The organism is Erwinia persicina NBRC 102418, assembly GCF_001571305.1.
GTDB classification, from domain to species: Bacteria; Pseudomonadota; Gammaproteobacteria; order Enterobacterales; family Enterobacteriaceae; genus Erwinia; species Erwinia persicina.
This window is the reverse complement of record NZ_BCTN01000017.1, coordinates 18,213-43,419: the sequence shown is the minus strand read 5'-3', so window position 1 is coordinate 43,419 and position 25,207 is coordinate 18,213. Positions and strand designations below refer to the sequence as shown.

Sequence of the window (25,207 nt, the reverse complement as noted above, 5' to 3'; positions counted from 1 at the left end):
AGTTTATAAACAATCGCGCGGTAGTATAAAGGCAAGCCTGTACCTTGGATACGTCCTTTTTAACAGACGATAAGGAGATCGCGTCAATGGCTTTTCAGACATGGCAAGTCGGGCTGGACATTCAAAACGGGCAGATCTGCGCCCTGGGCATCCAGCGCCGTCGAAACGGCTGGCAACTGCGTCACTGGTGGCAGCATACGTTGCCGCAAGATACGTTAAGAAATGGTCTGGTGCAACGCCCGGACGTCGTCGTGGCATTACTGCAACAGTGGCGTAAGCAGCTTCCTGCCCGTATATCACTGCGGGTCGGCTTCCCGCCACAGCTGGTCATGCAGCACCCACTCGCTCCCCCTGCTCTGCAATTACGTGAGCCCGATCGTCACCGCTACATTGTCGCGGCTGCGAGACGATTTTTCCCCATCGCACCCGAAGCCCTGACGCTCGATTACCGCAGTGGCAGCCGCCCGGGAGAGCCTGTTTATCTGACGGCCGCCCGTCGTGACGCAGTGCAAAACTGGCTGGGCTGTTTACAGCAGGCTTCGCTTGAGCCTGATGTGCTGGAACTGACGCCGGGCGCGCTGTATGCGCTGGCCCGTACGCTGACAATTTCGCCCTCTTCGGCACTGGTTCACCGTCTCAATGACCACTGGCTGTGGTGTGCTCCACATTCTGCTGAACAGCCGTGGGGCTGGTGTTCCCTTGACGAGTCACCGGACTTTGCCGCCTTACGGCACCGCTATCTGCCGGACAGTGATGCGGTGTGGTACAGCTCGGCGCTGTCGGAAGCACCGCCGGAAGGAACGCAGGCCCTGTTGCCGCTGGCAGCAGTGCAATGCTACCAGCCTCCGCTGCCTGCCTGTGACGGGGTTTTTGCGCTGGCGACCGGTCTGGCATTGCGTCCGGAGGACTGCTGATGGTATGGGTGAATTTACTGCCCTGGCGACAGACAGAGCACCTGAGGCGCTGGCGCTTCTGGCGGTTAATGGGGGTACTGGTCATGCTTTTGCTGTGTACCTTAGCCCTCAACGGACAGTGGTTGCGACGGCTCAATCAGCAACAAGCCATTACGCTGGCACAGTGGGTGAGTGCGCAACATGAAGCGGCGGCGTTAAATGAACGCTGGCTGGCTGTAAAAAGGGTATCAGAAGAGCAGCAGAAGCTGGTGGAACGTCACTTGCTACGCCAGCAGCAGTTAACGCTTTGGGTGACTTTCTCGCGCATGCTGGGGGCCCTTTTTCCGTCGGATGTCTGGCTGACGTCACTGAACAAAACCCCGCAAAGTCTGGAGATGGCGGGCGTAGGTAAGCGCATTCAGCCGTTGTACGAGTTGCGCCAGCGCCTGGCGGAGATACCCTCGCTGACCCCGGTGGTGCTCGGCCCTCTTAAGCGCACCCGCACAGGGGAAATCACGTTCAATATGCAGACTGAACTGGTCGCAACCGGTGTGAGACGCCGATGATACATCGCCAAATCACCGGCTGGCTGCAAATGGGCGCCGGATGGCGACTGGTCAGCTTCACCGCGGCTACGCTGTTACTGCTACTTTTGCTGTGGTTCACCTGGTGGTATCCGCTACAACGTGAACAACAGCAACTTGCACAACAGCTCCAACAGCAACGCCAGCATTACCGTCAGTTGCTGCAAGCACTTCCCGCCATCCCCTCACTGGTTACATTGCAGCAGCAGGTGGAAGAGGGGCGGGTTCAACTTTCCGCTCACGCAGAGGCACTGTCGTTGCCCGAGCTGCTTCACCTCAGCGGCGGCACGCTGGAGTACTGGCACCCGGCCGCAGGAGGTGGGGAACTGGCCATGCAGCTGCAATGGTCAGGATTTATGGCGCTGCTGCATTATCTTTCCAGTCTGTGTCCTGCGCCGGATATTCCCCGCTTTCGCCTGCAGCGTGAAGGGCAGCAGCTGCGGCTGCTTATGGAGATCACCCATGACCACTAAGCTGGCTTTCTGCCTGTTGCTGTTGTTAATGACATCCGTCTGTCGGGCGCGCGATCCTTTTTTTGTTGCCGATCTTCACCGCTGCCGCCCCGCGGAGGATGCCGGAGTGCCCTGGCGTCTGCTGGGAATCATCGGCCGGGAAGGCCGTTATCACGGCTGGCTGCTCTCCCCGCAGGGGAAACTTGTGCGGGCGACGACGGGCGAGATGCTCCCCGACACCGCATGGCGAATCGCCAGCGTTGAAGAGGAGGCCATCACTCTGGCCTCATCACTGGACTGTCAGCCGCGTCTGCGGCTGGCACTAAAAGGACGACAGGATGCTGAAAACATTTTGGCTGTGGCTGATACTGATTAGCCCCGTGATGGCCAGCGAGGCACGAATCTCACTGGCATTTGATTCTGCCCCGGTGGAGCAGGTTTTGCAGGCCCTGGCCGATTATCAGCAGCTCAATCTGATGGTGGCTCCCGGGGTTGAAGGCGTGCTCTCACTGCGCCTGAAGGCGGTTCCCTGGCAACAGGCGTTGCAGATGGTACTGAAAATGGGCCGTTTAAACTCAGAGCAGCAAGGGAACATTCTGCAGGTTTTTCCGGCAGGCTGGCAGCAGGAGGAGCAACGTCTTCAGGCTGCCCGCCGGGAAGCCAGTGAGCAGTCATTGCCGCTGCATACCCGAACGGTGACCCTGCACCATGCGGATGCGACGGCGGTGAATGACAGCCTGCAAAACGAACGCGCTCGTTTGATGACCCCACGGGGCAGTATTTCTCTGGACAGCCGTACCAACACGATTTTACTGCGTGATACCGACCGCGCACTGGCGCAGGCTGAACGCTGGGTGCGTCAGCTGGATGTGCCGCTGGCTCAGGTAGAGCTGGCCGCGCAAATTGTCACCATCAGTGAAGAAAATTTGCGTGAAATAGGGGTTAACTGGGGGTTGAGTGGGGCGGATCAGGTGTCAGAGGCGTTGCGCACCAGTCAGCTGCGTGTGGATCTGGGCGTCGGCCGGCCGGCAGGTGTCGCAGGGCTGACACTGGCAAAACTGGATGGCCGCTTGCTGGATCTGGAATTAAGCGCCCTGCAAAGTGAGCATCAGGCCGATATTATTGCCAGTCCCCGGCTGTTTACCTCTCATCAGCAGACCGCCAGCATTAAGCAGGGCACAGAAATTCCGTACGAGGTTGCCACCGGTAACAGTGGTTCAACGACGATGGAATTCAAAGAAGCGATGCTGGGCATGGAGGTCACGCCCGTGGTGCAGGCGAATGGTCGGATTTTGCTGAAATTGCATATTTCACAAAATATGCCCGGACGAAACATGCGAAGTGGTGAAAATGAGGTACTGACAATCGATAAGCAGGAGATTGATACGCAGGTCATCCTGAAGGATGGTCAGACACTGGCGTTGGGGGGCATTTTTCAACAACAGAGCGCTACAGGGCGAACTAAGGTGCCATTACTCGGCGATCTTCCGCTACTAGGCGGTCTGTTCCGTCATGACGTTCGTGAGCAAAAAAGGCGAGAATTGGTGATCTTTATCACACCAAAGTTGATTGCCAGCGATTAATGCGATTTTTGATGCAAACTGGAGATGCGGCATGTTTTTTCCGAAATTGCTGACAGTTGCGTTTGACGCAAGGGCGGAATTAGCTTACAAGGTTTAGCGATTTTGAATTACGGGCCAGGTGCCCTTAGCAGCGAATGCTTTTTAACCGTTTTTTATCGTGCGCAACCGGCGTAGCCGATGCAACCACATCCGGCTGATAAATGAAGCGGACTGAAACGCGCCAAAATATTGCGTGCAATGGGCAAGGTAAATTTAATCGGTTGCCAAAACACCTTCAGTGTTGAGATAATTTTTAGTCTGACTCTCGCACTTATCGCTCATGAGGTTTCAGTTCATGTCCTGCCTGGTTTAAGGCGGGGTATCATTAACGAATTGTCTTAGTAATACCGAAAAAATGGCAGAGAAACGCAATATCTTTCTGGTTGGGCCTATGGGTGCCGGCAAAAGCACTATTGGGCGTCAGTTAGCTCAACAACTCAATATGGAATTTTTCGATTCCGATCAAGAAATTGAGCGACGTACCGGAGCGGATGTGGGCTGGGTTTTTGACGTCGAAGGCGAAGAAGGCTTCCGCGATCGCGAAGAAAAAATCATCAATGAACTCACTGAAAAGCAGGGCATTGTGCTGGCGACTGGTGGCGGTTCCGTCAAGTCGCGTGAAACGCGCAATCGTCTCTCCGCCCGTGGCGTAGTGGTTTATCTTGAAACGACTATCGAAAAGCAACTGGCACGAACGCAGCGCGACAAGAAACGTCCTTTGTTGCAGGTGGATTCTCCACCGCGTGAAGTGCTGGAAGCATTAGCCGATGAACGCAATCCGATGTATGAAGAGATTGCTGACGTAACCATTCGCACTGACGATCAAAGCGCGAAGGTCGTGGCTAATCAGATTATCAATATGTTGGAAAAGAGCTAAGTTTTGCTCTGAAGGCCCACTCGTGGGCACAGCAAAAAAGGTGATACAGCGTCATGGAGAGGATTAACGTTACTCTTGGGGAGCGCAGTTACCCCATTACCATCGCCGCCGGGTTGTTTGCAGATCCGGCTTCTTTTTGGCCGCTTAAAGCGGGCGATCAGGTTATGCTGGTAACCAACCAGACGCTGGCTCCTCTCTATCTTGACACGCTACGTTCCCGCCTTGAAGGCGCGGGCGTGGTGGTCGATCAGGTGATCCTGCCTGATGGTGAACAGTTTAAAACACTGACCGTCATGGACCAGGTCTTTACCGCGCTTTTGTCCAGGCCTCATGGCCGTGATACCACCCTTGTTGCTCTGGGGGGCGGTGTCATTGGTGATTTAACCGGATTTGCTGCCGCCAGCTATCAGCGTGGCGTACGCTTTATCCAGGTGCCAACAACGCTGCTGTCTCAGGTAGATTCCTCCGTGGGTGGAAAAACCGGGGTGAATCATCCGTTGGGCAAGAATATGATCGGGGCCTTCTATCAACCTGCCTCGGTCGTTGTCGATCTTGACTGCCTGAACACCCTGCCTGCGCGAGAGCTTGCCTCCGGGCTGGCTGAAGTGATCAAATATGGCATCATCCTCGACGGCGAATTCTTTACCTGGCTTGAGCATAATCTGGAGGCCCTTCTGGCGCTGGAACCTACCGCGATGGCGTACTGTATTCGCCGCTGCTGTGAGCTGAAAGCCGAAGTGGTGGCGGCAGATGAGCACGAGCACGGTCAGCGTGCGCTGCTGAACCTGGGTCACACGTATGGCCATGCCATTGAGGCCCATATGGGTTATGGCAACTGGCTGCACGGAGAGGCTGTGGCTGCCGGGATGGTGATGGCGGCACGCAATGCCGAACGTCTTGGACAGTTCCGCTCTCAGGATACTGAACGTATTATCACGCTCTTACAGCGTGCAGGATTACCGGTTCACGGGCCAGAAAGTATGGCGGCTTCCGATTACCTGCCACATATGCTGCGTGACAAAAAAGTGTTAGCCGGCAAGCTGCGGCTGGTTCTCCCGTTGGCTATCGGCAAAGCCGAAGTGCGCAGCGGAGTGCCGCATGATATGGTTCTGGCATCCATTCAGGATTGTCAGAAGCCGTAACGATTATCAGCCGCCAGACGATTCTGGCTGCTATTTTTCACGTTTTTGCCTGGCGCACAATGCGAAGGGCATCGCCGCTCTATGGGAGGAGGTTAAATGGACGAGTTTAAACCGGAAGACGAGTTAAAACCTGACACCAGCGACCGCCGTCCCACGCGGCCCCGTAAAACGTCTTCTGCACCCAAAGTCCCTGTTTCTCGTCAGCATATGATGATGGGGATTGGTATCCTCGTGCTGCTGTTACTGGTACTGGGCATTGGTTCTGCGCTGAAATCGCCGGACAGTGGCAGTGCGCAGCAGGCTCAGACGCCTGCGGGTAACGCGAACACGGCGAACAGCGGCGGCAGCGAGAAAAATATAGACCTGTCGGGCTCCTCATCAATGAGCGGCCAGTCTGGTCAGCCTGCGGCTCCGGAAGGCACTGTGCCGGCTGCTAATGAGCCTGCCGCATCATCGCAGAACGTGGGTGTTCCCCCGATCTCCCCCACACCGACAGAAGCACAGCCCGTGCAAACGCCGGCCAATCAGCAGCGTGTTGAGCTGCCAGGCGATCTGAACAATGCATTGAGCAATCAGCAGGGGCAGGTTGATGCTGCTGCACAGGCAGGTCAGGGCGAGTCGTCACTGCCTACCGGTGCTGCCACGGTTGCACCAGGCGCAGCGGAGACGCCACGTCCTGTTGCCAGCAAGCCTGCAACCACCACCCGCCCTGCTGCCACGCAGCATAACAAACCAGCGGCCCACACCCCTGCAGCCAGTAAACCGGCGGTGAAGCAGAGTAAGCCTGCTACCACGGCAAGCCGCAGCGGCTCAACGCCTGGCGGTAATTTTACCCTGCAACTGAGCAGTGCTTCGCGTTCAGATACGCTGAATGCCTGGGCGAAAAAACAGAATCTTAGCGGCTATCACGTTTATCAGACCACTCGTAACGGGCAACCCTGGTACGTGCTGGTCAGCGGTTCTTACGCGACCTCTTCTGAGGCCAAACGCGCAGTTGCCTCGCTACCTGCTGAAGTCCGTGCGCAAAATCCCTGGGTTAAGCCGGTCAGTCAGGTGAAGAAAGAAGCGGGCAAGTAACACCCTGCCGGGGCGACCCGGCTTTTCCGTAGTGTGTGCGTGCCGCTGGCACGCAGAGCATTCAAAGCGCAGATATGCTGTCGGTGTAACCACAGCCTGATGAGTAAATTAATTAACGACGGCATGAAAAAAAATCGCGCTTTTTTGAAGTGGGCAGGTGGCAAGTACCCGTTGCTCGATGATATCCGACGCCATCTCCCGGAAGGGGATTGTCTGATCGAACCGTTCGTTGGGGCAGGTTCGGTATTCCTCAACACGCAATATTCCCGATATATCCTTGCTGATATTAACAGCGATCTGATTAATCTTTATAACATCGTCAAAGATCGCACCGACGAATTCGTCGCGGACGTCCGCGAGCTGTTCGTGCCGGAAGCGAATGATTCAGTGGTCTATTATGCCTACCGAAAAGAGTTCAATCTGTGCCGTGATGGTTATCGCCGCGCCGTGCTTTTTTTATACCTCAACAGGCACTGCTATAACGGTCTCTGCCGGTATAACCTGAGCGGTGAATTCAACGTCCCGTTTGGCCGCTACCGCAAACCCTATTTCCCTCAGGATGAGCTCTACTGGTTTGCTGAACGTGCGCAGCAGGCGACCTTTGTCTGCGAATCCTATGATGTTACGCTGGGTAAAGTGCAACAGGGTGCCGTGGTGTACTGCGATCCCCCTTATGCGCCGTTATCGACCACGGCTAATTTTACGGCGTACCATACCAACAGTTTTAGTATGCGCGAGCAGCAGCATCTGGCCGAACTGGCCTCGGCGCTGGCGCATGAGAACAGCATTACCGTGCTAATCTCCAATCACGATACGCCGCTGACGCGTCAGTGGTATCAGGATGCCGTATTGCACGAAATCAAAGTGCGTCGTTCCATCAGCCGCAGCGGCAATACGCGCAGTAAGGTCAATGAATTGCTGGCGCTGTATACTGGCCGGTGATGACAGCCTGACATCAGGCACAACCAGGGAGAAACGGATGAAACAGTTTTTAATTGCCCCATCAATTCTTTCCGCAGATTTTGCCCGCCTGGGCGAAGACACAGCGAAAGCTCTGGCTGCTGGCGGTGATGTAGTGCATTTCGATGTGATGGATAATCACTATGTGCCAAACCTCACGATGGGGCCAATGGTACTGAAAGCCCTGCGCGATTATGGCGTCACTGCCCCGATTGACGTGCATCTGATGGTCAAACCGGTCGACCGTCTGGTACCTGACTTCGCCAAAGCCGGTGCCAGCTATATCACCTTTCATCCCGAAGCGTCTGAGCATGTTGACCGTACGCTGCAGCTGATCAAAGAGCATGGCTGTAAAGCGGGCCTGGTGCTTAACCCGGCGACACCGCTCAGTATTCTCGATTATGTGATGGATAAGCTGGATGTGATCCTGCTGATGTCGGTCAATCCTGGCTTTGGCGGCCAGTCATTTATTCCCGGCACGTTGAATAAACTGCGTCAGGTCCGCAAGCTGATCGACCAGAGTGGCTATGACATCCGTCTGGAAGTGGACGGGGGCGTGAAAGTCGACAACATCGGTGAGATTGCGGCAGCAGGCGCCGATATGTTTGTCGCCGGATCCGCTATTTTTGGTCACCCTGACTATAAGAAAGTGATTGATGACATGCGCACCGAGCTGGAGAAGTCCCGTCATGGCGCCTTTCACTGACATCCGGGCTCTGGCTTTTGATCTGGATGGTACGCTGACCGACAGTGCACCCGGTCTGGCCAGTGCGGTGGATAGTGCGCTGACTGAGCTGAAACTGGCCCCTGCCGGTCTTGGGCTTGTCTCCACCTGGATTGGTAACGGGGCGGATATTCTTATGGAACGCGCCCTGACCTGGGCGCTGGGCCATACGCCGCAGGCGGATCTGCTGCGTGAGGCGCGCGCGCTGATGGACAGACATTATGCCCACAGCGTTGACGGCGGCAGTCAGCTTTACCCCGGTGTGAAAGAGACGCTGGCGGCCCTGTCCACGCACGGGCTGCCGATGGCGCTGGTCACTAACAAACCCACGCCGTTTGTTGCACCACTGCTGGCTTCTCTGGGGATTGCTGAATACTTCTCACTGATTATCGGCGGCGATGACGTGGTGGTGAAAAAACCCCATCCGGCACCGCTGTTTCTGGTACTGGGGACATTTGGCCTGCTGCCGGGTGAGTTACTGTTTGTCGGTGATTCCCGCAATGATATTATGGCCGCGCAGGCGGCAGGATGTCCCTGCATTGGCCTGACCTATGGCTATAACTACGGTGAGCCGATTGCCACCAGCCATCCCGACGTCACGCTTGATCATTTTAACGATTTATTGCCCGCACTCGGGCTGTCATTATTCAGGACGGAAACATGAGCAAACCCATCGTATTTAGCGGCGCACAGCCTTCTGGTGAACTCACCATCGGTAACTATTTGGGTGCGCTGCGTCAGTGGGTACAGATGCAGGATGATTATCACTGTATCTACTGCATCGTCGATCTGCATGCCATTACGGTTCGTCAGGACCCGGTTGCGCTGCGCAAGGCGACGCTGGATACCCTGGCGCTTTATCTCGCCTGCGGTATCGACCCGCAGAAAAGCACCATTTTTGTTCAGTCACACGTGCCTGAACATACGCAGCTTGGCTGGATCCTTAACTGCTATACCTATTTCGGTGAGCTGAGCCGTATGACGCAGTTCAAGGATAAATCAGCACGTTACGAAGAGAACATTAACGCCGGCCTGTTTGACTATCCGGTGCTGATGGCGGCCGATATCCTGCTGTACCAGACGACTCAGGTACCGGTGGGTGAAGACCAGAAACAGCATCTGGAGCTGAGCCGCGATGTCGCTTCGCGCTTCAATGCGCTGTACGGTGAGATCTTCAAAGTGCCTGAGCCGTTCATTCCTAAATCAGGCGCACGTGTGATGTCGCTGCTGGAGCCGACCAGGAAGATGTCCAAGTCTGACGATAACCGCAATAACGTTATCGGCCTGCTGGAAGATCCTAAATCGGTGGTGAAGAAGATTAAGCGTGCGATGACCGACGGCGATGAGCCACCGGTGGTGCGTTATGATGTGAAAGAGAAGCCCGGGGTGTCGAACCTGCTGGACATCCTGTCTGGCGTCACCGGGAAGCCGGTTGCTGAACTGGAAGCGGAGTTTGCCGGCCAGATGTACGGCCACCTGAAAGGTGCCGTCGCCGACGCCGTGTCCGGGATGTTAAGCGAGCTGCAGGAGCGTTATCACCGTTACCGCAACGATGAGGCATTCCTTGAGCAGGTGATGCGTGACGGTGCGGCGAAAGCCCGTATGCAGGCGCAGGACACGCTGAAAAAGGTCTACGAAGCGATAGGCTTTGTTGCCCAGCCATAATGCATCAGGCTGCGGGGCGTTCGTGCAAAGCGGACGCCCCGCTTAAGCATCATCGCTGTCAGGAACGTTTTTTCAGCGACAGAATGGCCCCGTCATACCAGTAAAGCGTCAGCGTATCGTTGACCGGCACCGTTACCACCGCACCCGGCCCCCAGGGCTCATTTCCGCATATCACGTTAAACCCCCCGGCCACCTGATAACCCTGTTCTGGGTCGTTTTCACCAGCCGGCGTCAGCGTGGGGCTTTTCAGACAGTTGTCCGTGGCCGGATCGATGGGCCGCTGCGACGTCCCCTTCTCCCACAGGATATGATCAGCGGAAAACGTGACGACTGCCCCCATATACTGCGGATCATTATCCACCACAGCCTGAACTCCGCTACTGTCGACATGTACCGCATCTACCCGCCAGCTGCCTTCCAGCATGGTGTAATCTGCCGTCGCCGCCAGCAGCGGTGGGCTGATCAGCAGGCAGGCCATTATCAGATATTTCATTGTTATCTCCTTGCAGTCAGGTCGTTGAAGTATAGAGGCGAATGGCACTTACAGGCTGCTGATTTCACATACGTTAACGCAGTACATCCGTTGGGGCGGCTAAACCGTGATAGGGTAAACAGAGGATGTTATTGAGGAGGGGAATGTATGCGTCCGGAATTACAGTGGATTAACCATGTTCGCCTGCCGCAGCAAGAAGGGCTGTGGCAGATTGAGATCCTGCAGGGCAGGATCGCAGGCATCGTACCGCAGCCTGCGGCCTGCGCCGCCGGGGAAGCGCTGGATGCGGAAGGCGGGCTGGCCCTTCCCCCGTTTATTGAACCGCATATTCATCTGGATACCACCCAAACGGCCGGAGAACCGGCATGGAACCAGTCAGGGACGCTGTTTGAGGGCATTGAGCGGTGGGCAGAACGTAAGGCGCTGCTGACACACGATGATGTGAAGCAGCGGGCGCGTCAGACGCTGAAGTGGCAGATGGCGAATGGCATTCAACATGTGCGTACTCATATTGATGTCTCCGATCCCTCGCTGACGGCGCTGAAAGCGATGCTGGAAGTGAAGCAGGAGATGGCACCCTGGGTGGATATCCAGCTGGTGGCTTTCCCCCAGGAGGGGATCCTTTCGTATCCTGATGGTGAAGCGTTGCTGGAGCAGGCCATACAGCTGGGTGCGGACGTAGTCGGGGCGATACCGCATTTTGAATTCACCCGTGAGTATGGCGTGGAATCGCTGCACCGCACCTTCGCCCTGGCGCAAAAATATCAGCGAATGGTCGACGTTCACTGCGATGAAATTGACGATGAGCAGTCGCGCTTTGTGGAGACGGTGGCAGCACTGGCGCTGCGTGAAAAAATGGGGGAGCGGGTGACGGCCAGCCACACGACGGCGATGCACTCCTATAACGGGGCTTATACCTCCCGTCTGTTCCGCTTGCTGAAGCTCTCAGGGATTAATTTTGTTGCCAACCCGCTGGTGAATATTCATCTGCAGGGGCGATTTGACACCTATCCTAAACGTCGGGGCATTACCCGGGTTAAAGAGATGCTGGAAGCGAATATTAACGTCTGCTTTGGTCACGATGATGTGTTCGATCCCTGGTATCCACTGGGTACGGCCAGCATGTTGCAGGTGCTGCATATGGGGATGCACGTCTGCCAGCTGATGGGCTACGAGCAGCTGGATGCCGGCATCAATCTGATTACCACACACAGTGCCAGAACGCTGCAGCTGAAGGACTACGGCATTGAAAGGGGCAACAGCGCTAATCTGGTGATCCTGCCGGCAGAAAGCGGCTTCGATGCGTTACGTCGTCAGGTACCTGTGCAGTATTCCATCCGTCATGGCCGGGTAATTGCCGAAACGGTACCCGCCACCAGCACGGTTCATCTGGACGCAAGCGAAAAGGTGGATTTCAAACGTTAAACGATGGCGGGGCGATCTTCCTGTCTGACGGTCACGTGTTGCTGATGTGCGCAGACATTGAGGCAGGCCGCGAAACACGGTCTGCCTCAACCTGGTTTTTAGTGAGAACCCATATGGCCGTGCAGCTTGTGCTTGCTGACAAAGCCGAGCAGCAGACACATCACAAACACGACGGCGTAGAGGCCGTTTGCCGTGGCCAGCGCCGCGTGAGCGCCGCCTTTCTCGACGATAGGGCCGGTCACCACGAAGGTCAGCATGGTGCCTACGGTGCCGCAGGTCAGGATAAAGTTCACCAGTTTGGGTGAAGCCACTTTGGTCTGCAGCGACCCCAGGGTGATGATGGTGGTATAGATGGCACTGGAGAAGAAGCCCAGACTCATCATGATCCATTTCAGCATCGATGCATCACTGGACGTGATAAACCAGTACATCAGCGCAGTGGCTGCCAGCGCCAGCACGGTGAGGATACGCTGAGGATCGAAGAAGCGCAGGATGGCGCTGAAGGCCCACATGCCAATCATATAGGCTGTCCAGAAGTTACCGACCAGGCTACCGGCCTGACCGATATCCATGCCCATCGTTTTGGTCGCGTAAAGCGGCACCCAACCGATAAAACCGAGCTGGCCGAGGATATAACACAGTGCAGCCACCGACAGCAGGCCCACGCCGATCCCCCATTTCTCTTTGATGACCGGCTCGCCGCTGGTGGCTTTTTTACCCAGCACCGGGAACTCAAAGCACAGGGCCAGAATAAAGATCGCCACGTAAATCACACCGATGCAGGCATAGACCCAATACCACGGCAGAGCGCGCGCAAGGATAGCGGCAGCAATAATCGGGAAAATGGTACCGGCCATGCTGAAAAAGGAGTCAGTAAACAGCAGGCGCGAGCCACGCTGACGGCCTTCATACAGATGGGTGATCAGGAACGTACCAATGGACATGGTGATACCGCTCACCACCCCGAGGACAAACATACACAGAGAGAAGACGGTCAGGCTGTGGCTGTTCATCAGCCCCAGAACGGCCAGCACCATCAGCACGAAGCCGAAGATCAGCTGGCGTTTGAGGGGGACGATTTCCATCAGCCAGGCGTTAAGAAACACCGCCAGCAGGATGCCGGCATTCAGGAAGGTAAAGGTATTGCTCATCTGAGCGACGGGCAGCTGGAAGTAGGCCGCAATATTCTCCAGAACCATACCGGTAACGATAACCACTGCACCGGTCAGCGCATAGGAGAAGAAGCTGATCCAGGTAAGCCCGATTCGATCGCGATTTGTCATAGTGGAAACCTGTTTGAAAGAGATGTTCACCGGGCGGAATGCCCGTGCCAGACAGGAGGAGTTTAACGATATTCGTGATCTGCATAAATCTTTACTGAAACTAATATTTTCATATTTCATTCATATCGTGATCATAGTCACTATTTTTCGACGCTCAGTAACGTTTGCTTTCATAACGTTGCCGCGTAAATAAAGGTAAAACGCTGGCGCGCTGGTAAGTGCCTCTTTACAATCACCGTTGGTTATATGGTTTGTCGCACTCAGTAAGGAATCTTTCATGTTGAAACGTACGTTAACCGCGGTGGCGACCGTTCTGGCACTGTCTTCGATCTCTGCCTCCGCCATGGCTGCGAAGGGGGATACGCATGTGCTGCTGACCACTTCTGCGGGTAATATTGAACTGGAACTGAACAACCAGAAAGCACCGGTGTCGGTGAATAATTTTGTGGATTACGTGAACAGTGGTTTTTACAACAACACGATTTTTCATCGCGTGATCCCAGGCTTTATGTTGCAGGGTGGCGGTTTTACCGCTGATATGCAGCAGAAGCAGCCTAAACCGCCGATTAAAAATGAAGCGGATAATGGCCTGCTGAATAAACGCGGTACCATTTCAATGGCGCGTACTGCTGATAAGGACAGTGCCACCAGCCAGTTCTTTATCAACGTGGCAGATAATGCCTTCCTCGATCACGGTCAGCGTGACTTTGGCTATGCCGTTTTCGGTAAAGTCGTTAAAGGCATGGACGTTGCCGATAAGATTGGCCAGGTACAGACCAAAGATGTCGGGCCTTACCAGAATGTTCCGGTGACCCCGGTGGTGATCCTCTCTGCGAAAGTGCTGCCATAATTCTCTCACTGGCCACTCTGTCAGGATCGCCCGCAGGCGGTCCTGGTATCAGGACCTCCCATGCTGCTTCTGATCGACAACTACGACTCCTTCACCTGGAACCTCTACCAGTATTTTTCTGAGCTGGGGGCCGAGGTATGCGTTCACCGTAATGATGAGATTACCCTTGATGAGATCGCCGCGCTGGCCCCTCAGCATCTGGTGATCTCGCCCGGGCCCTGCACTCCTGATGACGCCGGCATCTCGCTGGACGTCATCCGTCATTTCGCCGGTCACATTCCCCTTCTGGGGGTTTGCCTCGGGCATCAGGCCATTGCACAGGTTCTCGGCGGGCGGGTGGTGCGCGCGCGTAAAGTGATGCACGGTAAGACGTCGCTGATTGAACACCGCGATGAGGGCGTGTTTGCCGGGCTGAATCATCCGCTGACGGTGACCCGCTATCACTCGCTGATTGTTGAAGCCGGCAGCCTGCCTGAAGAATGTGAAGTCACCGCGTGGACGATGGATGATCGCGGCCAGCCCGATGAGATCATGGGGTTCAGGCACCGCACACTGCCGCTGGAAGGGGTACAGTTCCATCCGGAAAGCATCCTGAGTGAACAGGGACATCAACTGCTGGCTAATTTCCTCAAACGTTGATTATCGGTTGCCTTTATTTGATTTTTTATGCATATTTTATGACTATATTTTCATGGTGCGAAAAAGCATAAATGGCGAGGTAGTGAATGACGGCGGAAAAAATGGCGGTAACACGCGCGACGTTTGACGAGGTGATTTTGCCTGTTTATGCACCAGCACAGTTTGTGCCGGTGAAAGGCAAAGGCAGCCGCGTGTGGGATCAGCAGGGCAAAGAGTACATTGATTTCTCCGGCGGCATTGCGGTGACGGCGCTGGGGCACTGCCATCCGGCGTTGGTGGAGGCGTTAAAAACCCAGGGAGAAACCCTGTGGCATACCAGTAATGTCTTCACCAATGAGCCAGCACTGCGCCTGGCGAGCAAGCTGATACAGGCCACTTTTGCCGAGCGTGTCTTTTTCGCGAACTCCGGTGCTGAAGCTAACGAAGCCGCGTTTAAGCTGGCGCGTTACTATGCCACCAAACGCCACAGTCCGTTTAAAAGCAAGATTATTGCTTTCCATAATGCCTTTCACGGCCGCACGCTGTTTACGGTTTCCGTTGGCGGCCAGCCGAAATACTCAGATGGCTTCGGGCCCAAACCTGCGGATATCGTCCACGTGCCGTTTAACGACCTGGCTGCCGTGAAAGCGGTTATCGACGATCACACTTGCGCTATTGTGGTGGAGCCGATTCAGGGCGAAGGCGGCGTGATGCCGGCGACGCAGGAATTTATGCAGGGTCTGCGTCAGCTGTGTGATGAGCATCATGCGCTGCTGGTGCTGGATGAAGTACAGAGTGGTATGGGCCGCAGCGGCAGGCTGTTCGCCCATGAGCATTATGGTGTTCAGCCAGATATTCTGACCACGGCCAAAGCACTGGGCGGCGGTTTCCCGGTCAGCGCGATGCTGACGACCAACGAGATTGCCTCTGTCATGGCGCCGGGCGTTCATGGCACCACCTACGGTGGCAACCCGCTGGCCTGTGCCGTGGCTGAAGCGGCACTGGATATCATCAATACGCCGGCAGTGCTCAACGGTGTGGAAGAGCGTCGTCAGCTGTTTGTTGATGCGCTGGCGTCGCTGGATGCCCGCTTCGATCTGTTCAGCGATATCCGTGGCAAAGGCCTGCTGATTGGCGCGGCACTGAAACCGCAGCACGCAGGTAAAGCACGTGACCTGCTGAATGCCGCGGCAGAGGCGGGTGTGATGGTGCTGGTGGCCGGAACCGATGTGATGCGCTTTGCGCCGTCGCTGGTGATTGAACCGACCGACATTGTTGAAGGCATGGCCCGATTCGCGACGGCCGTCGAAAACGTGTTATAGGGAACGCTTTTTTCCGGTCGTCCCGTGCTGATAAAGCCCGGGGAGGTTGGGGATGAGGCGGAAAAAACAGCGGCACTCACGTCTTCGATTTACGCAGATGGCGTGACAGCCAGCGGCCATGATGTGGGCGCTGGCTCCAGGTGAGTGATGAGATGGTATGCATCACGCTGAGATGGCCAAGGATGCGTCTAACATGTCGCTCCATGATGGTTACCGGGCCCTGGTGGAAATCCTCCGGCGCATCCAGGACATTACTGCCTGAATCGGGTCCGTCGTATTCCAGACGCTGCTGGCAGCGCTGCAGGGCAATTTCACAGGACTGCAGATAGCGCTCTGCCAGCGTGGGCGTCAGCATGGTGTGTTCACGCGCCAGAATGGTCATGGCGTTAATGTGCTCCACAATAAACTGGCTGTGCGTGACCCACAGCTGCATATCGGACAGGTAACTGGAGTTAAAGCCGGGCTCCTGCATCGCCTGATGCAGGGAGTTAAACAGCGCATTGTGCGCCTGATTGACCCGCATTCGCTGGTAAGCCAGTTTCACGGCATCCTGTTCGTTTCCCAGCAGCATCTGTAATGCCTCCTGATAGGTCTCCAGCGCATCGTGCGCATTCTGCCGCATCAACCCACTTTGCCACTGTGGCCATAACCAGATCATGCCGCCAAAGGCGATCAGGCAGCCCATCAGTGTGTCCAGCAGCCTTGGCAGCAGGAACTGCGCGCCATTCAGAGCGAGCAGCTGTAACGAGTAAACCGCGGTGACGGTGAAGCCCACCGTGGCCCAGCCATAGAATTTGCGGATAAACAGATAGCTCACCAGCGTAATGATCAGCATGACCAGTAGCACCCAGGACTCTGGTGCATGAAGACCCAGCGTGGCGGCAGCGATGATCAGCCCGGCCAGCGTTCCCAGTGCTCTGTGCTGAATACGCACCCGGGTGGCGCTGTAACCATTAAGGCTGACAAACATTACCGTCATCAGGATCCAGTAAGGCTTCGGCAGGTTGAAGAACAGCGCCAGGGAACTGGCAAAGGTGAGCATGACCGCATAGCGTGCAGCGGTGCGCAGGGCTGAGGATTTCAGCGACAGGTAGCTCTTCAGCGCCGGAAGCAGAGGAAGGCGACGCTGGCGGTCGGCCATCAGGTCACGGCGGTACAGCGGACGCTGAGTGCGCAGCACACGTGCGATGCGGCTGAAGTGGTAATAACAAAAGTGGCCGACGGGGTTGTCCGGGTGCTGACGAGCGATCTTTTCCAGTGCCTGAAGAGGCTTATCCATTGTAAAGCGCTCAGGATAACGATGATAAAGAATATCATCGGCCAGTACCCGCAGTCTGGCGGCAATGGTCTGTGCGTTCCAGCGGATCACCGCTTCGGCATGGCTTTTTTCCACCAGCTTTTGCACTTCTTCCGGCTGATGCAGGCTGACCGCAATATGTTCCTGCAGATCAAGCGCCACCTGGAATGCACGTGTCAGACGCTGGTAGTGGCTGTCCCGATTGGCGGACAACATATGCATCTGCTGATAGCAGGTGTTAATCAGATCGACGGCTTTCTGCTGGCGCGCCAGCAGTGGGGGCAGGGCAGTCTGTGGATCGGTAAGCCGGGTCAGCAGAGTGTATTTAGCTTCACAGTAGTCAGCCAGTTCGCGATACAGCAGGCTGAGGGTTTCACGCATCGGCTGCTCTTTCCACAGCCAGAACCAGAACCAGTTAAATGCCCCGTACCAGACGGTCCCCAAAATATATAACAGCGGCGGTTGCCACAACGGCATCCGCCCCGCCAGGCTGAGCGTGAAGATGGCGGCTATTAACGAAGCCGGCAGCAGGCGGCCATGAAGGGGGCTAATCTCACCCGTGACGCCCAGCACTAAGGCCATGATCAGCAGAATAACCGGCAACGGCACGCCCTCTAACCCGGCGTACTGGATCAGGAAGCTGCTGGAGGCGAACAGACACCCGCCGACGATGAGGCGTTTAAAGAAGCGTTTGTGGGGGGTATCCAGACCGGCGTTATTACAGCAGGCGGGCACTAAGGAGAAAAGCAGTCCGTTTTGCAGGTTGCCCAGCATCCAGCCGATCGCCACGGGTAAACACAGCACCAGCGTTTGTCTGAGCGCATAGTTAACTTCCGGGTGATAGATAATTCTCCGCCACATGAGCCACACCAAATAAAAACGGCGCGACAGGGCGTCGCGCCGTGGGTTCAGAGCCGGTTAACGTGTGCCGTATACAACGATGGTTTTACCATGTGCCGAGATCAGGTTCTGATCTTCCAGCATTTTCAGAATACGGCCTACGGTTTCACGGGAGCAGCCGACAATCTGGCCGATCTCCTGACGGGTGATTTTAATTTGCATGCCGTCCGGGTGCGTCATGGCATCGGGCTGTTTGGCCAGATTCAGTAACGTCTGGGCAATGCGTCCGGTGACATCCAGGAAAGCTAAATTACCCACTTTCTCTGACGTAACCTGCAGTCGACTCGCCATCTGTGAAGAGAGACGCATCAGAATGTCAGGATTCACCTGAATCAGCTGACGGAATTTTTTGTAAGAGATTTCAGCCACTTCACAGGCTGTTTTCGCACGTACCCATGCACTGCGTTCCTGACCTTCTTCAAAGAGGCCCAGTTCGCCAATAAAGTCGCCCTGGTTGAGGTAAGAGAGGATCATCTCTTTGCCTTCTTCATCCTTGATTAACACCGCTACAGAACCTTTAACGATGTAATAGAGGGTTTCCGCCTTTTCACCCTGATGTATCAGCGTGCTTTTGGATGGATATTTGTGAATATGGCAATGTGACAGGAACCATTCGAGTGTAGGGTCTGTTTGCGGTTTGCCGAGAACCATTCGCTGTTATCCTCTGTTTGTAATCGTGCCTAAATATACCCTCTATTCTGCGGGGGAGAAGTGCGTTACCGCTAACCTGCCGCGCGAAATATTTTAGGATATCAGGGGATGAGTCCCTGTCAGGCGTTGAAATATTCAAGCGTTCCCATAGGAATTATACGGGCCTCTGTTAAGAGCATGGCTCGTGCTGTCGTCCCGTTTTACTGTGCATTGTCTTGCCAGTAAATAATTGCAGCTTTGTTTGTAGCACAGCTTTACAAGGCTGTCTTCTGTTGTCTCGCTTCAGCATAGTTGGAAAAAGGCAGCGTTGCCGTTTTTATTGACACAGCGTACTCTGCGGTAACTGAATGAAATCGAGGATTTTGTTATGCAGGCACGTGTTAAATGGGTTGAAGGGCTGACATTTTTGGGAGAATCCTCATCGGGTCATCAGGTGTTGATGGACGGTAACTCCGGGGATAAAGCACCCAGCCCGATGGAGATGGTGCTGATGGCCGCCGGAGGCTGTAGCGCCATTGATGTGGTTTCTATTTTACAAAAAGGCCGTCATGACGTGGCTGATTGCGAAGTGAAGCTCACGTCGGAGCGCCGTGAAGATGCTCCGCGAATCTTCACGCACATTAATCTGCATTTTATTGTCAGCGGCAAAGCGCTGGGTGATAAAGCCGTCTCACGCGCCGTCGACCTTTCCGCAGAGAAATACTGTTCGGTGGCCATTATGTTGGGGCAGGGTGTCAAAATGAGTCACAGCTACGAGGTCATTGACCTCGCCTGACAGCATGTGACTGATGTCTGCGCGAGGGGCGTACAGTTCCCTCGCGTCACTCTTTTCCTCCCGCCATCTTCGCCAGCGGCACATCATGCTGAGCACGTCATCACGCGCATTTCACGCCACAGTCTGGTGAGGTGAGCGCAGTATATTTCATCCTGTTTACTGTCCTTCACGCTGATTTACCGGCGCAGTGACCGAAGGTCTGAATACTCCGGCCTGTCGTTCTATCGTTTCAACTAATCACGGAGTGATGATGAATACCAAGACGTTAATTCAGGATGTCACCGCAAAAGTGTTGCATTGGCGGCGTCATATCCACGCCCACCCGGAACTCTCTTTTCATGAACAGGGCACGGCCGACTATGTCGCTGCTGAACTGGAAAAGTTTGGTCCTCTGGCTATCAGCCGGCCCACCCCCAACAGTGTGCTGGCTGAACTTTCAGGCCCACACAGCGGGGAATGCATTGCTCTGCGGGCCGATATGGATGCCCTGCCCATTGAAGAGCTGAATCAGGAGCCGTTTACCTCGCGTCATCGCGGCGTGATGCATGCCTGCGGGCACGATGCGCATACGGCGATGCTGATGGGGGCTGCCTGGGTGTTATGCCAGCAGCAGGCGCAGATCGCAGGGAAGGTGCGATTCATCTTTCAGCATGCGGAAGAAGTGCCACCGGGGGGGGCCAGTGAGCTGGTAAAGCTCGGCGTGCTGGACGGAGTATCACAGATTTATGGTTTACACGTGTTTCCCACCCTGCCAACGGGGACGGTGGCGGTGAAAGAGGGCGTCTTCAGTGCCGCCTGTGACAATTTTGACCTGGTGTTACAGGGAAAGGGGGCGCATGCGGCGATGCCGCAGCAGAGTACGGACCCGCTGGTGTTGGGCGCGAGTGTGGTCGGGGCGTTGCAGCAAATCGTATCACGCCGGCTGGACGCGAACGATGGCGCGGTACTGACGGTGGCCAGCTTCCAGTGCGGGGACAGTTACAACGTTATCCCTGACAAAGCCCATCTGCGCGGTACGTTACGCACGCTCAGCCCCCACAACCGCAGTACGATCCCGCGCATGATGTCACAGCTGCTGGACGGGATGACGCAGGGGGTGGGGGCCAGCTATGTGCTTAAATGGACGCCCGGGTACACCACCGGCGTGAATCATCCGGATGCCTGCCGTATCGCGCGAGAGACCGTTATCGCCACCCAGGGAGAGAAGGCATTGCAGGTGATGACGACCCCGATGTTTGGCTGCGAGGATTTTTCTGCCTATCAACAGGTGATACCGGGCTGCTTCCTGTGGGTGGGATCGGGGGATCAGGAGAAAGGCACCTGCTGGGGATTACATAATCCCCATTTTCGCCTTGATGAAGATGTGTTGAGTATCGGCGTCAGCCTGCACGTCGGCTTTATTCACCGTCTGCTGATGAAAGCGTAACGCCGTCCCCAGGGGGTCAGCCGATCTTTTTGCCTTCGATAAGGTTCCGGACCAGCGGCCCCATAATCAGCTCCATGGCCAGCCCCATTTTACCGCCCGGCACCACCAGGGTTTTAATATGGGAGATAAACGACCCCTGTATCATCGACAGCAGATAGGGAAAGTCGATGTTCTCCAGCCCCTGGAAGTGGATCACCACAAAGCTTTCGTCCAGTGACGGGATGCCACGTGCGGCAAACGGGTTTGAAGTATCTACCGTCGGCACGCGCTGAAAGTTGATATGGGTGCGTGAGAACTGCGGGGTAATGAAATTGATGTAGTCCTCCATGGAACGTACGACCGAATCCATGACTGCCTCACGGGAATGCCCCCGCTCGCCGGTATCCCTGACCAGCTTCTGAATCCACTCCAGGTTAACAATTGGTACGACGCCAACCAGCAGGTCGACTTTCTCGGCGACATTATGCTGTGGAGTCATCACGCCACCGTGCAGCCCTTCATAAAAAAGAACATCAGTGGGCTCCGGAAGCGGCTGCCAGGGGGTAAAGGTACCCGGCACCTGGTTCCACGGTACGGCTTCATCATAGGTGTGCAAATACTTGCGCGACTGGCCTTTTCCGCTGCGGCCATATTCGCTGAAGGTTTCTTCCAGCAGGCCGAAGTCATTGGCCTCCGGGCCAAAATAACTGATGTGTTTCCCCATATCGCGCGCCTTACGGATCGCCATATCCATCTCCGGGCGGGTGAAACGGTGAAAACTGTCCCCTTCGACCTCGGCGGCACGCAGATTAAGCTGCTGAAAAATCTTCCTGAAGGCCAGGCTGGTGGTGGTGGTTCCCGCCCCGCTGGAGCCGGTGACGGCGATAACCGGATGTTTGGCTGACATGACGAACAACTCCCTTCGATAGGTCGGACGGACGGATCATTGTTAACATGTTTCGCCCGCTAAAGTCATCTCTGCTCATCGCGAAACTGGCCGCGCGGCATGATGTTGATGGATTCATGCAGCTCAGACCACACCAGCACCACGTCGCCGCTGTTAAGCTGACGGCGGACATCCTCCACTTTCTGTTTTAACGATCGTTCCTGTTCGCCATAGTCAGTGCCTTCACGCAGCACAAAAGATTCAATGAGGTTATCAAGCGTCTCGGTATCCAGTTCTTTCCAGGGAATAATCATCAGTTGTCCAGCCAGGTAGTTAGCCATTGCGGAATACGCTGTTCCAGCCACATTTGTGGCTTACGCAGCGTTCCGCCTACAAAACCCACGTGCCCGCCGTGCTGCGTTAGCTGATACTCGATGCTGGGAGGCAGCAAAGCGACATCGGGGATCACATCCGGGGTCATAAAGGGGTCATCTTTCGCATGGATCACCAGCAGCGGTTTGCGCACGTCGGGCAGCAGCGGCATTGCACTGCAACGATGATAGTAGTCAGTGGCATCGACAAAACCGTGCGCGCGGGCCGTGATCGCATCATCAAAATCACGGAGCAGGCGCAGCGCCTTAAGCTGCGTCAGATCGACAGGGAGAGTACCGGGCCAGGCAATAAGTTTGCGTTCAGCATTCTGCTTCAGCAGACCCAGCAGGTAACGCTGATAAACGCGCGAAAAACCCTGTTCCAGGCGCTGACTACAGGGTTCCAGCATCAGCGGGGCGGAAACCACCACGCCAGCGTCCAGCAGGCATGCCTTGCCCTGTTTACCCATCAGGCAGGCGAGCATATTGCCGCCCAGTGAAATGCCCACCCCAGCCGTCGGGACGGTGCCCCATTCCTCCCGCAACCATTGCAGAAAGTAGCTGGCATCCTCTGTTTCACCGGAGTGGTAAATTCGATTCAGCCGGTTAGGCACGCCGCTGCAGCCCCGAAAATGCATCACGACGCCAAGCCAGCCGCGATTTTTGCACGCCTGGAGCAGTCCATGTGCATACGGGCTGTGAAAACTCCCTTCCAGGCCATGGAACAGCACCACGCGCGGTTTGTCACGTGCACCCGTCGGATCTTCGCTCCACGCCAGATCGACAAAATCACTGTCCGGTAAGGTCAGCCGCTGCCAGTGCGGTTGCAGCGTCACCCGACGGCGCAGCAGACGCGGCAAAAGGGTTTGCAGATGGGGATTACTGGCACCGGTCAGGGGACGAAAAACGTCAGGGTTCAGGTGATTAAAATTCATGTGTTCAGAGCTTGTAGGATCCATGGCTCGCTGTTAGCTTCGTCGGGTTGTTTATTTTTCAGGGGGTGAGGAGCACCCGTTCTATGGAACTGAGTCTGTTTTTATCAATGTTAGGCTTTCTCTGGGTCGCTGCCATCACGCCAGGTCCTAATAATATGTTACTCACCGCCTCCGGTGCTAATTTTGGTTTTCTACGTTCACTGATGCTGCTGATTGGCATTATGATCGGCATGCAGGTGATGCTGCTGATGGTGGCCTTTGGCGTGGGCGGTTTAATCCTGCTTTACCCTTCGCTGCATCTGTTTTTGAAAATTGCCGGCAGCGCTTATCTGCTTTGGCTGGCATGGAAGATCGGCAGCGCCGAGTATGAAAAACTGGAAACCGAGAATGCGCCTGCCGCGCCGATGCCGTTCTGGCAGGGAGGGCTATTGCAGTTGATCAACCCAAAAGCCTGGCTGATGGCGCTCGGCGCGGTGGCCAGCTTCAGTCTGGCGGGCGAAGCGTATCGGGCCTCAGTGATCGCCATCAGTATCGGTATGGCGCTGGTCAACCTGGTGTCCGGGGTGATTTGGTTAGGTTTCGGCACGCTGATTGGCCGCATCCTGCGCAGCCGTCGAGCCTGGACCCTTTTTAACGTGTTTATGGGGCTGCTGACGGCGGCGTGCGTGCTGCTGATCTGGCACTGATCCTGGGGTATCTCCACCCCTTTTTATCGTTAAACCTCCGGCGGCAGGTCTGAGGCCAGTCTGAGCACGTCGGTCCGACTTAAGAAGTCACCCTGCTGACTTCGTTACACGCCATCGCTGGCGAGTGACGTCGGCTTTACCTCAGGCTGGCCTCATCCCTGGCTATCATTGCGCCCGCTGTGGATAAACCCACTTTTCAGCTAACCAATCCACCATTTCTCCTAAGCAAATTTTGATATAAAAAAGAATTTTTAATTACTTTATTACGATGCTCGCGCCCGGTTACAAAGGAGGTGTTCACCGACAATAATCATCTCTGGAGCGGGCTATGGCAGGTAAATTCACACTTTCAATTTTGGCAGCGGCACTGTCACTGACAGCACTCAGCGTTCAGGCGGTAGAGGTGACTGTTGCTTATCAGACCTCAGCAGAGCCAGCAAAAGTGGCCCAGGCCGATGACACCTTTGCCAAAGCGAGCGGGGCGAAAGTGGACTGGCGTAAATTTGATAGCGGTTCCAGCGTGATCCGTGCGCTGGCGTCGGGTGATGTGCAAATCGGCAATATCGGCTCCAGTCCGCTGGCCGTTGCCGCCAGTCAGCAGCTGCCGATCGAAGTATTTCTGCTGGCTTCTCAGCTTGGTAACTCCGAAGCGCTGGTGGTGAAAAAAGAGATTAAAGACCCGAAGGATTTGATCGGGAAGCGTATCGCCGTGCCGTTTATCTCTACCACGCATTACAGCCTGCTGGCGTCACTGAAACACTGGGGTATCAAACCCGGGCAGGTGCAGATCATTAACTTGCAGCCCCCGGCGATTCTGGCGGCCTGGCAGCGCGGGGATATTGATGGCGCTTACGTCTGGGCTCCGGCAGTCAATCAACTGGAGAAAGACGGTAAGGTGCTGACAGACTCCGCTCAGGTAGGGAAATGGGGTTCGCCCACGCTGGATGTCTGGGTGGTACGTAAAGACTTCGCCCAACAGCATCCGGAGGTGGTAACCGCCTTTGCCCGCAGCGCGCTGGACGCCCAGAAAGCCTACCTCGCTGACCCGCAGCAGTGGCTGAAACAGGAAGAAAACCTTAGCAAGTTGTCGCGTTTCAGCGGCGTACCGGTTGCCGACGTGCCGGGGCTGGTGGAAGGCAATACCTACCTCACGGCCAAAGAACAGGTCGCGCAGCTTAACGGCCCGGTTAATAAGGCGATTGTGGATACGGCACAGTTCCTCAAAGCACAGGGCAAAGTACCGTCGGTCGCGACGGACTACAGCAGCTACGTGACCGACCGTTTTGTCAAACCGCTCGCCCAATAACCGGAGTC

General features: G+C 55.6%; 27 protein-coding genes. 20 read left to right on the top strand and 7 right to left on the bottom strand.

Annotated elements, in window-relative coordinates:
• The first annotated feature begins 86 nt into the window (after window positions 1-86).
• The 12 genes from pilM (at window position 87) to trpS (ending at window position 9,996) form a co-directional block, all read left to right on the top strand.
• Window positions 87-914: a type IV pilus biogenesis protein PilM gene (gene pilM / locus EPE01S_RS17325; protein ID WP_062747617.1), complete on the top strand. Its 828-nt coding sequence runs from the start codon at window positions 87-89 to the stop codon at window positions 912-914.
• Window positions 914-1,459, top strand: coding sequence for a PilN domain-containing protein (locus tag EPE01S_RS17320; protein WP_062747615.1), 546 nt, complete (start codon window positions 914-916; stop codon window positions 1,457-1,459). Before pilM ends, EPE01S_RS17320 begins: the two co-directional genes overlap by 1 nt.
• Entirely contained in the window at window positions 1,456-1,950 is a 495-nt protein-coding gene (locus EPE01S_RS17315) for a HofO family protein (RefSeq protein ID WP_062747612.1), read from the top strand. The genes EPE01S_RS17320 and EPE01S_RS17315 overlap by 4 nt, the downstream gene beginning before the upstream one ends.
• On the top strand, window positions 1,940-2,305 hold the full coding sequence (locus EPE01S_RS17310) for a HofP DNA utilization family protein (RefSeq protein ID WP_062747610.1): 366 nt from the start codon (window positions 1,940-1,942) through the stop codon (window positions 2,303-2,305). Before EPE01S_RS17315 ends, EPE01S_RS17310 begins: the two co-directional genes overlap by 11 nt.
• Window positions 2,268-3,512 carry a DNA uptake porin HofQ gene (gene hofQ / locus EPE01S_RS17305; RefSeq protein ID WP_072277475.1) on the top strand — a complete coding sequence of 415 codons (1,245 nt, stop codon included), beginning with the start codon at window positions 2,268-2,270 and terminating at the stop codon, window positions 3,510-3,512. Before EPE01S_RS17310 ends, hofQ begins: the two co-directional genes overlap by 38 nt.
• A gap of 394 nt (window positions 3,513-3,906) precedes the next feature.
• Window positions 3,907-4,428: a shikimate kinase AroK gene (gene aroK, locus EPE01S_RS17300; RefSeq protein WP_048917675.1), complete on the top strand. Its 522-nt coding sequence runs from the start codon at window positions 3,907-3,909 to the stop codon at window positions 4,426-4,428.
• A 53-nt stretch (window positions 4,429-4,481) separates the two neighbouring features.
• On the top strand, window positions 4,482-5,570 hold the full coding sequence (aroB, locus tag EPE01S_RS17295; RefSeq protein WP_062747608.1) for a 3-dehydroquinate synthase: 1,089 nt from the start codon (window positions 4,482-4,484) through the stop codon (window positions 5,568-5,570).
• A 96-nt stretch (window positions 5,571-5,666) separates the two neighbouring features.
• Window positions 5,667-6,647, top strand: a complete 981-nt coding sequence (locus tag EPE01S_RS17290) for an SPOR domain-containing protein (RefSeq protein WP_062747606.1) — start codon at window positions 5,667-5,669, stop codon at window positions 6,645-6,647.
• 123 nt (window positions 6,648-6,770) lie between these two features.
• Window positions 6,771-7,589 carry an adenine-specific DNA-methyltransferase gene (gene dam, locus EPE01S_RS17285; RefSeq protein WP_062747736.1) on the top strand — a complete coding sequence of 273 codons (819 nt, stop codon included), beginning with the start codon at window positions 6,771-6,773 and terminating at the stop codon, window positions 7,587-7,589.
• Window positions 7,590-7,626: 37 nt separating this feature from the next.
• Window positions 7,627-8,313, top strand: coding sequence for a ribulose-phosphate 3-epimerase (gene rpe, locus EPE01S_RS17280; RefSeq protein WP_062747604.1), 687 nt, complete (start codon window positions 7,627-7,629; stop codon window positions 8,311-8,313).
• Window positions 8,297-8,995, top strand: coding sequence for a phosphoglycolate phosphatase (locus EPE01S_RS17275; protein ID WP_062747602.1), 699 nt, complete (start codon window positions 8,297-8,299; stop codon window positions 8,993-8,995). Before rpe ends, EPE01S_RS17275 begins: the two co-directional genes overlap by 17 nt.
• Window positions 8,992-9,996: a tryptophan--tRNA ligase gene (trpS, locus tag EPE01S_RS17270; protein WP_062747600.1), complete on the top strand. Its 1,005-nt coding sequence runs from the start codon at window positions 8,992-8,994 to the stop codon at window positions 9,994-9,996. The genes EPE01S_RS17275 and trpS overlap by 4 nt, the downstream gene beginning before the upstream one ends.
• Window positions 9,997-10,054: 58 nt before the next feature.
• Here the strand turns inward: trpS and EPE01S_RS17265 are convergent, their stop codons facing one another.
• A complete protein-coding gene (locus tag EPE01S_RS17265) occupies window positions 10,055-10,489 on the bottom strand; it encodes a hypothetical protein (protein ID WP_062747597.1) in 435 nt (144 codons plus the stop codon).
• Window positions 10,490-10,636: 147 nt separating this feature from the next.
• Here EPE01S_RS17265 and EPE01S_RS17260 point away from each other — a divergent pair, with 147 nt between their 5' ends.
• Window positions 10,637-11,914 carry a cytosine deaminase gene (locus tag EPE01S_RS17260; protein ID WP_062747595.1) on the top strand — a complete coding sequence of 426 codons (1,278 nt, stop codon included), beginning with the start codon at window positions 10,637-10,639 and terminating at the stop codon, window positions 11,912-11,914.
• A gap of 98 nt (window positions 11,915-12,012) precedes the next feature.
• Here the strand turns inward: EPE01S_RS17260 and tsgA are convergent, their stop codons facing one another.
• Window positions 12,013-13,197: an MFS transporter TsgA gene (tsgA, locus tag EPE01S_RS17255; protein WP_062747593.1), complete on the bottom strand. Its 1,185-nt coding sequence runs from the start codon at window positions 13,195-13,197 to the stop codon at window positions 12,013-12,015.
• Between the two features lie 277 nt (window positions 13,198-13,474).
• On the opposite strand from tsgA, the gene ppiA reads away from it, so the two are divergent.
• The 3 genes from ppiA (at window position 13,475) to argD (ending at window position 15,987) form a co-directional block, all read left to right on the top strand.
• Window positions 13,475-14,047, top strand: a complete 573-nt coding sequence (gene ppiA / locus EPE01S_RS17250) for a peptidylprolyl isomerase A (protein ID WP_062747592.1) — start codon at window positions 13,475-13,477, stop codon at window positions 14,045-14,047.
• Window positions 14,048-14,107: 60 nt separating this feature from the next.
• Window positions 14,108-14,686, top strand: coding sequence for an aminodeoxychorismate synthase component II (locus tag EPE01S_RS17245; protein WP_062747590.1), 579 nt, complete (start codon window positions 14,108-14,110; stop codon window positions 14,684-14,686).
• 86 nt (window positions 14,687-14,772) lie between these two features.
• Entirely contained in the window at window positions 14,773-15,987 is a 1,215-nt protein-coding gene (argD, locus tag EPE01S_RS17240; protein ID WP_062747587.1) for a bifunctional acetylornithine/succinyldiaminopimelate transaminase, read from the top strand.
• A 76-nt stretch (window positions 15,988-16,063) separates the two neighbouring features.
• On the opposite strand, the gene EPE01S_RS17235 is transcribed toward argD, so the two are convergent.
• Window positions 16,064-18,145, bottom strand: coding sequence for a YccS/YhfK family putative transporter (locus tag EPE01S_RS17235; protein ID WP_062747585.1), 2,082 nt, complete (start codon window positions 18,143-18,145; stop codon window positions 16,064-16,066).
• 57 nt (window positions 18,146-18,202) lie between these two features.
• Window positions 18,203-18,835 (bottom strand): cAMP-activated global transcriptional regulator CRP, encoded by a 633-nt coding sequence (gene crp / locus EPE01S_RS17230; RefSeq protein WP_011412109.1) that lies wholly within the window; start codon window positions 18,833-18,835, stop codon window positions 18,203-18,205.
• Window positions 18,836-19,202: 367 nt separating this feature from the next.
• Between crp and EPE01S_RS17225 the strand changes: the two genes are divergently transcribed.
• Together EPE01S_RS17225 and EPE01S_RS17220 are read left to right on the top strand one after the other, a co-directional pair.
• Window positions 19,203-19,610 carry an OsmC family protein gene (locus EPE01S_RS17225; protein ID WP_062747583.1) on the top strand — a complete coding sequence of 136 codons (408 nt, stop codon included), beginning with the start codon at window positions 19,203-19,205 and terminating at the stop codon, window positions 19,608-19,610.
• 250 nt (window positions 19,611-19,860) lie between these two features.
• Window positions 19,861-21,036, top strand: a complete 1,176-nt coding sequence (locus EPE01S_RS17220; RefSeq protein WP_306304612.1) for an amidohydrolase — start codon at window positions 19,861-19,863, stop codon at window positions 21,034-21,036.
• A gap of 16 nt (window positions 21,037-21,052) precedes the next feature.
• On the opposite strand, the gene EPE01S_RS17215 is transcribed toward EPE01S_RS17220, so the two are convergent.
• The 3 genes from EPE01S_RS17215 to EPE01S_RS17205 form a co-directional block, all read right to left on the bottom strand.
• Window positions 21,053-21,922 carry a phosphoribulokinase gene (locus EPE01S_RS17215; RefSeq protein WP_062747579.1) on the bottom strand — a complete coding sequence of 290 codons (870 nt, stop codon included), beginning with the start codon at window positions 21,920-21,922 and terminating at the stop codon, window positions 21,053-21,055.
• Window positions 21,923-21,987: 65 nt separating this feature from the next.
• Window positions 21,988-22,215, bottom strand: a complete 228-nt coding sequence (locus EPE01S_RS17210) for a YheU family protein (RefSeq protein WP_062747576.1) — start codon at window positions 22,213-22,215, stop codon at window positions 21,988-21,990.
• Window positions 22,215-23,231, bottom strand: coding sequence for a hydrolase (locus EPE01S_RS17205; RefSeq protein WP_062747574.1), 1,017 nt, complete (start codon window positions 23,229-23,231; stop codon window positions 22,215-22,217). Before EPE01S_RS17205 ends, EPE01S_RS17210 begins: the two co-directional genes overlap by 1 nt.
• A 59-nt stretch (window positions 23,232-23,290) precedes the next feature.
• Here EPE01S_RS17205 and EPE01S_RS17200 point away from each other — a divergent pair, with 59 nt between their 5' ends.
• Window positions 23,291-23,893, top strand: a complete 603-nt coding sequence (locus EPE01S_RS17200; RefSeq protein ID WP_062747572.1) for a LysE family translocator — start codon at window positions 23,291-23,293, stop codon at window positions 23,891-23,893.
• Window positions 23,894-24,221: 328 nt separating this feature from the next.
• On the top strand, window positions 24,222-25,199 hold the full coding sequence (gene tauA, locus EPE01S_RS17195; RefSeq protein WP_062747570.1) for a taurine ABC transporter substrate-binding protein: 978 nt from the start codon (window positions 24,222-24,224) through the stop codon (window positions 25,197-25,199).
• The last annotated feature ends 8 nt before the right edge of the window (window positions 25,200-25,207 follow it).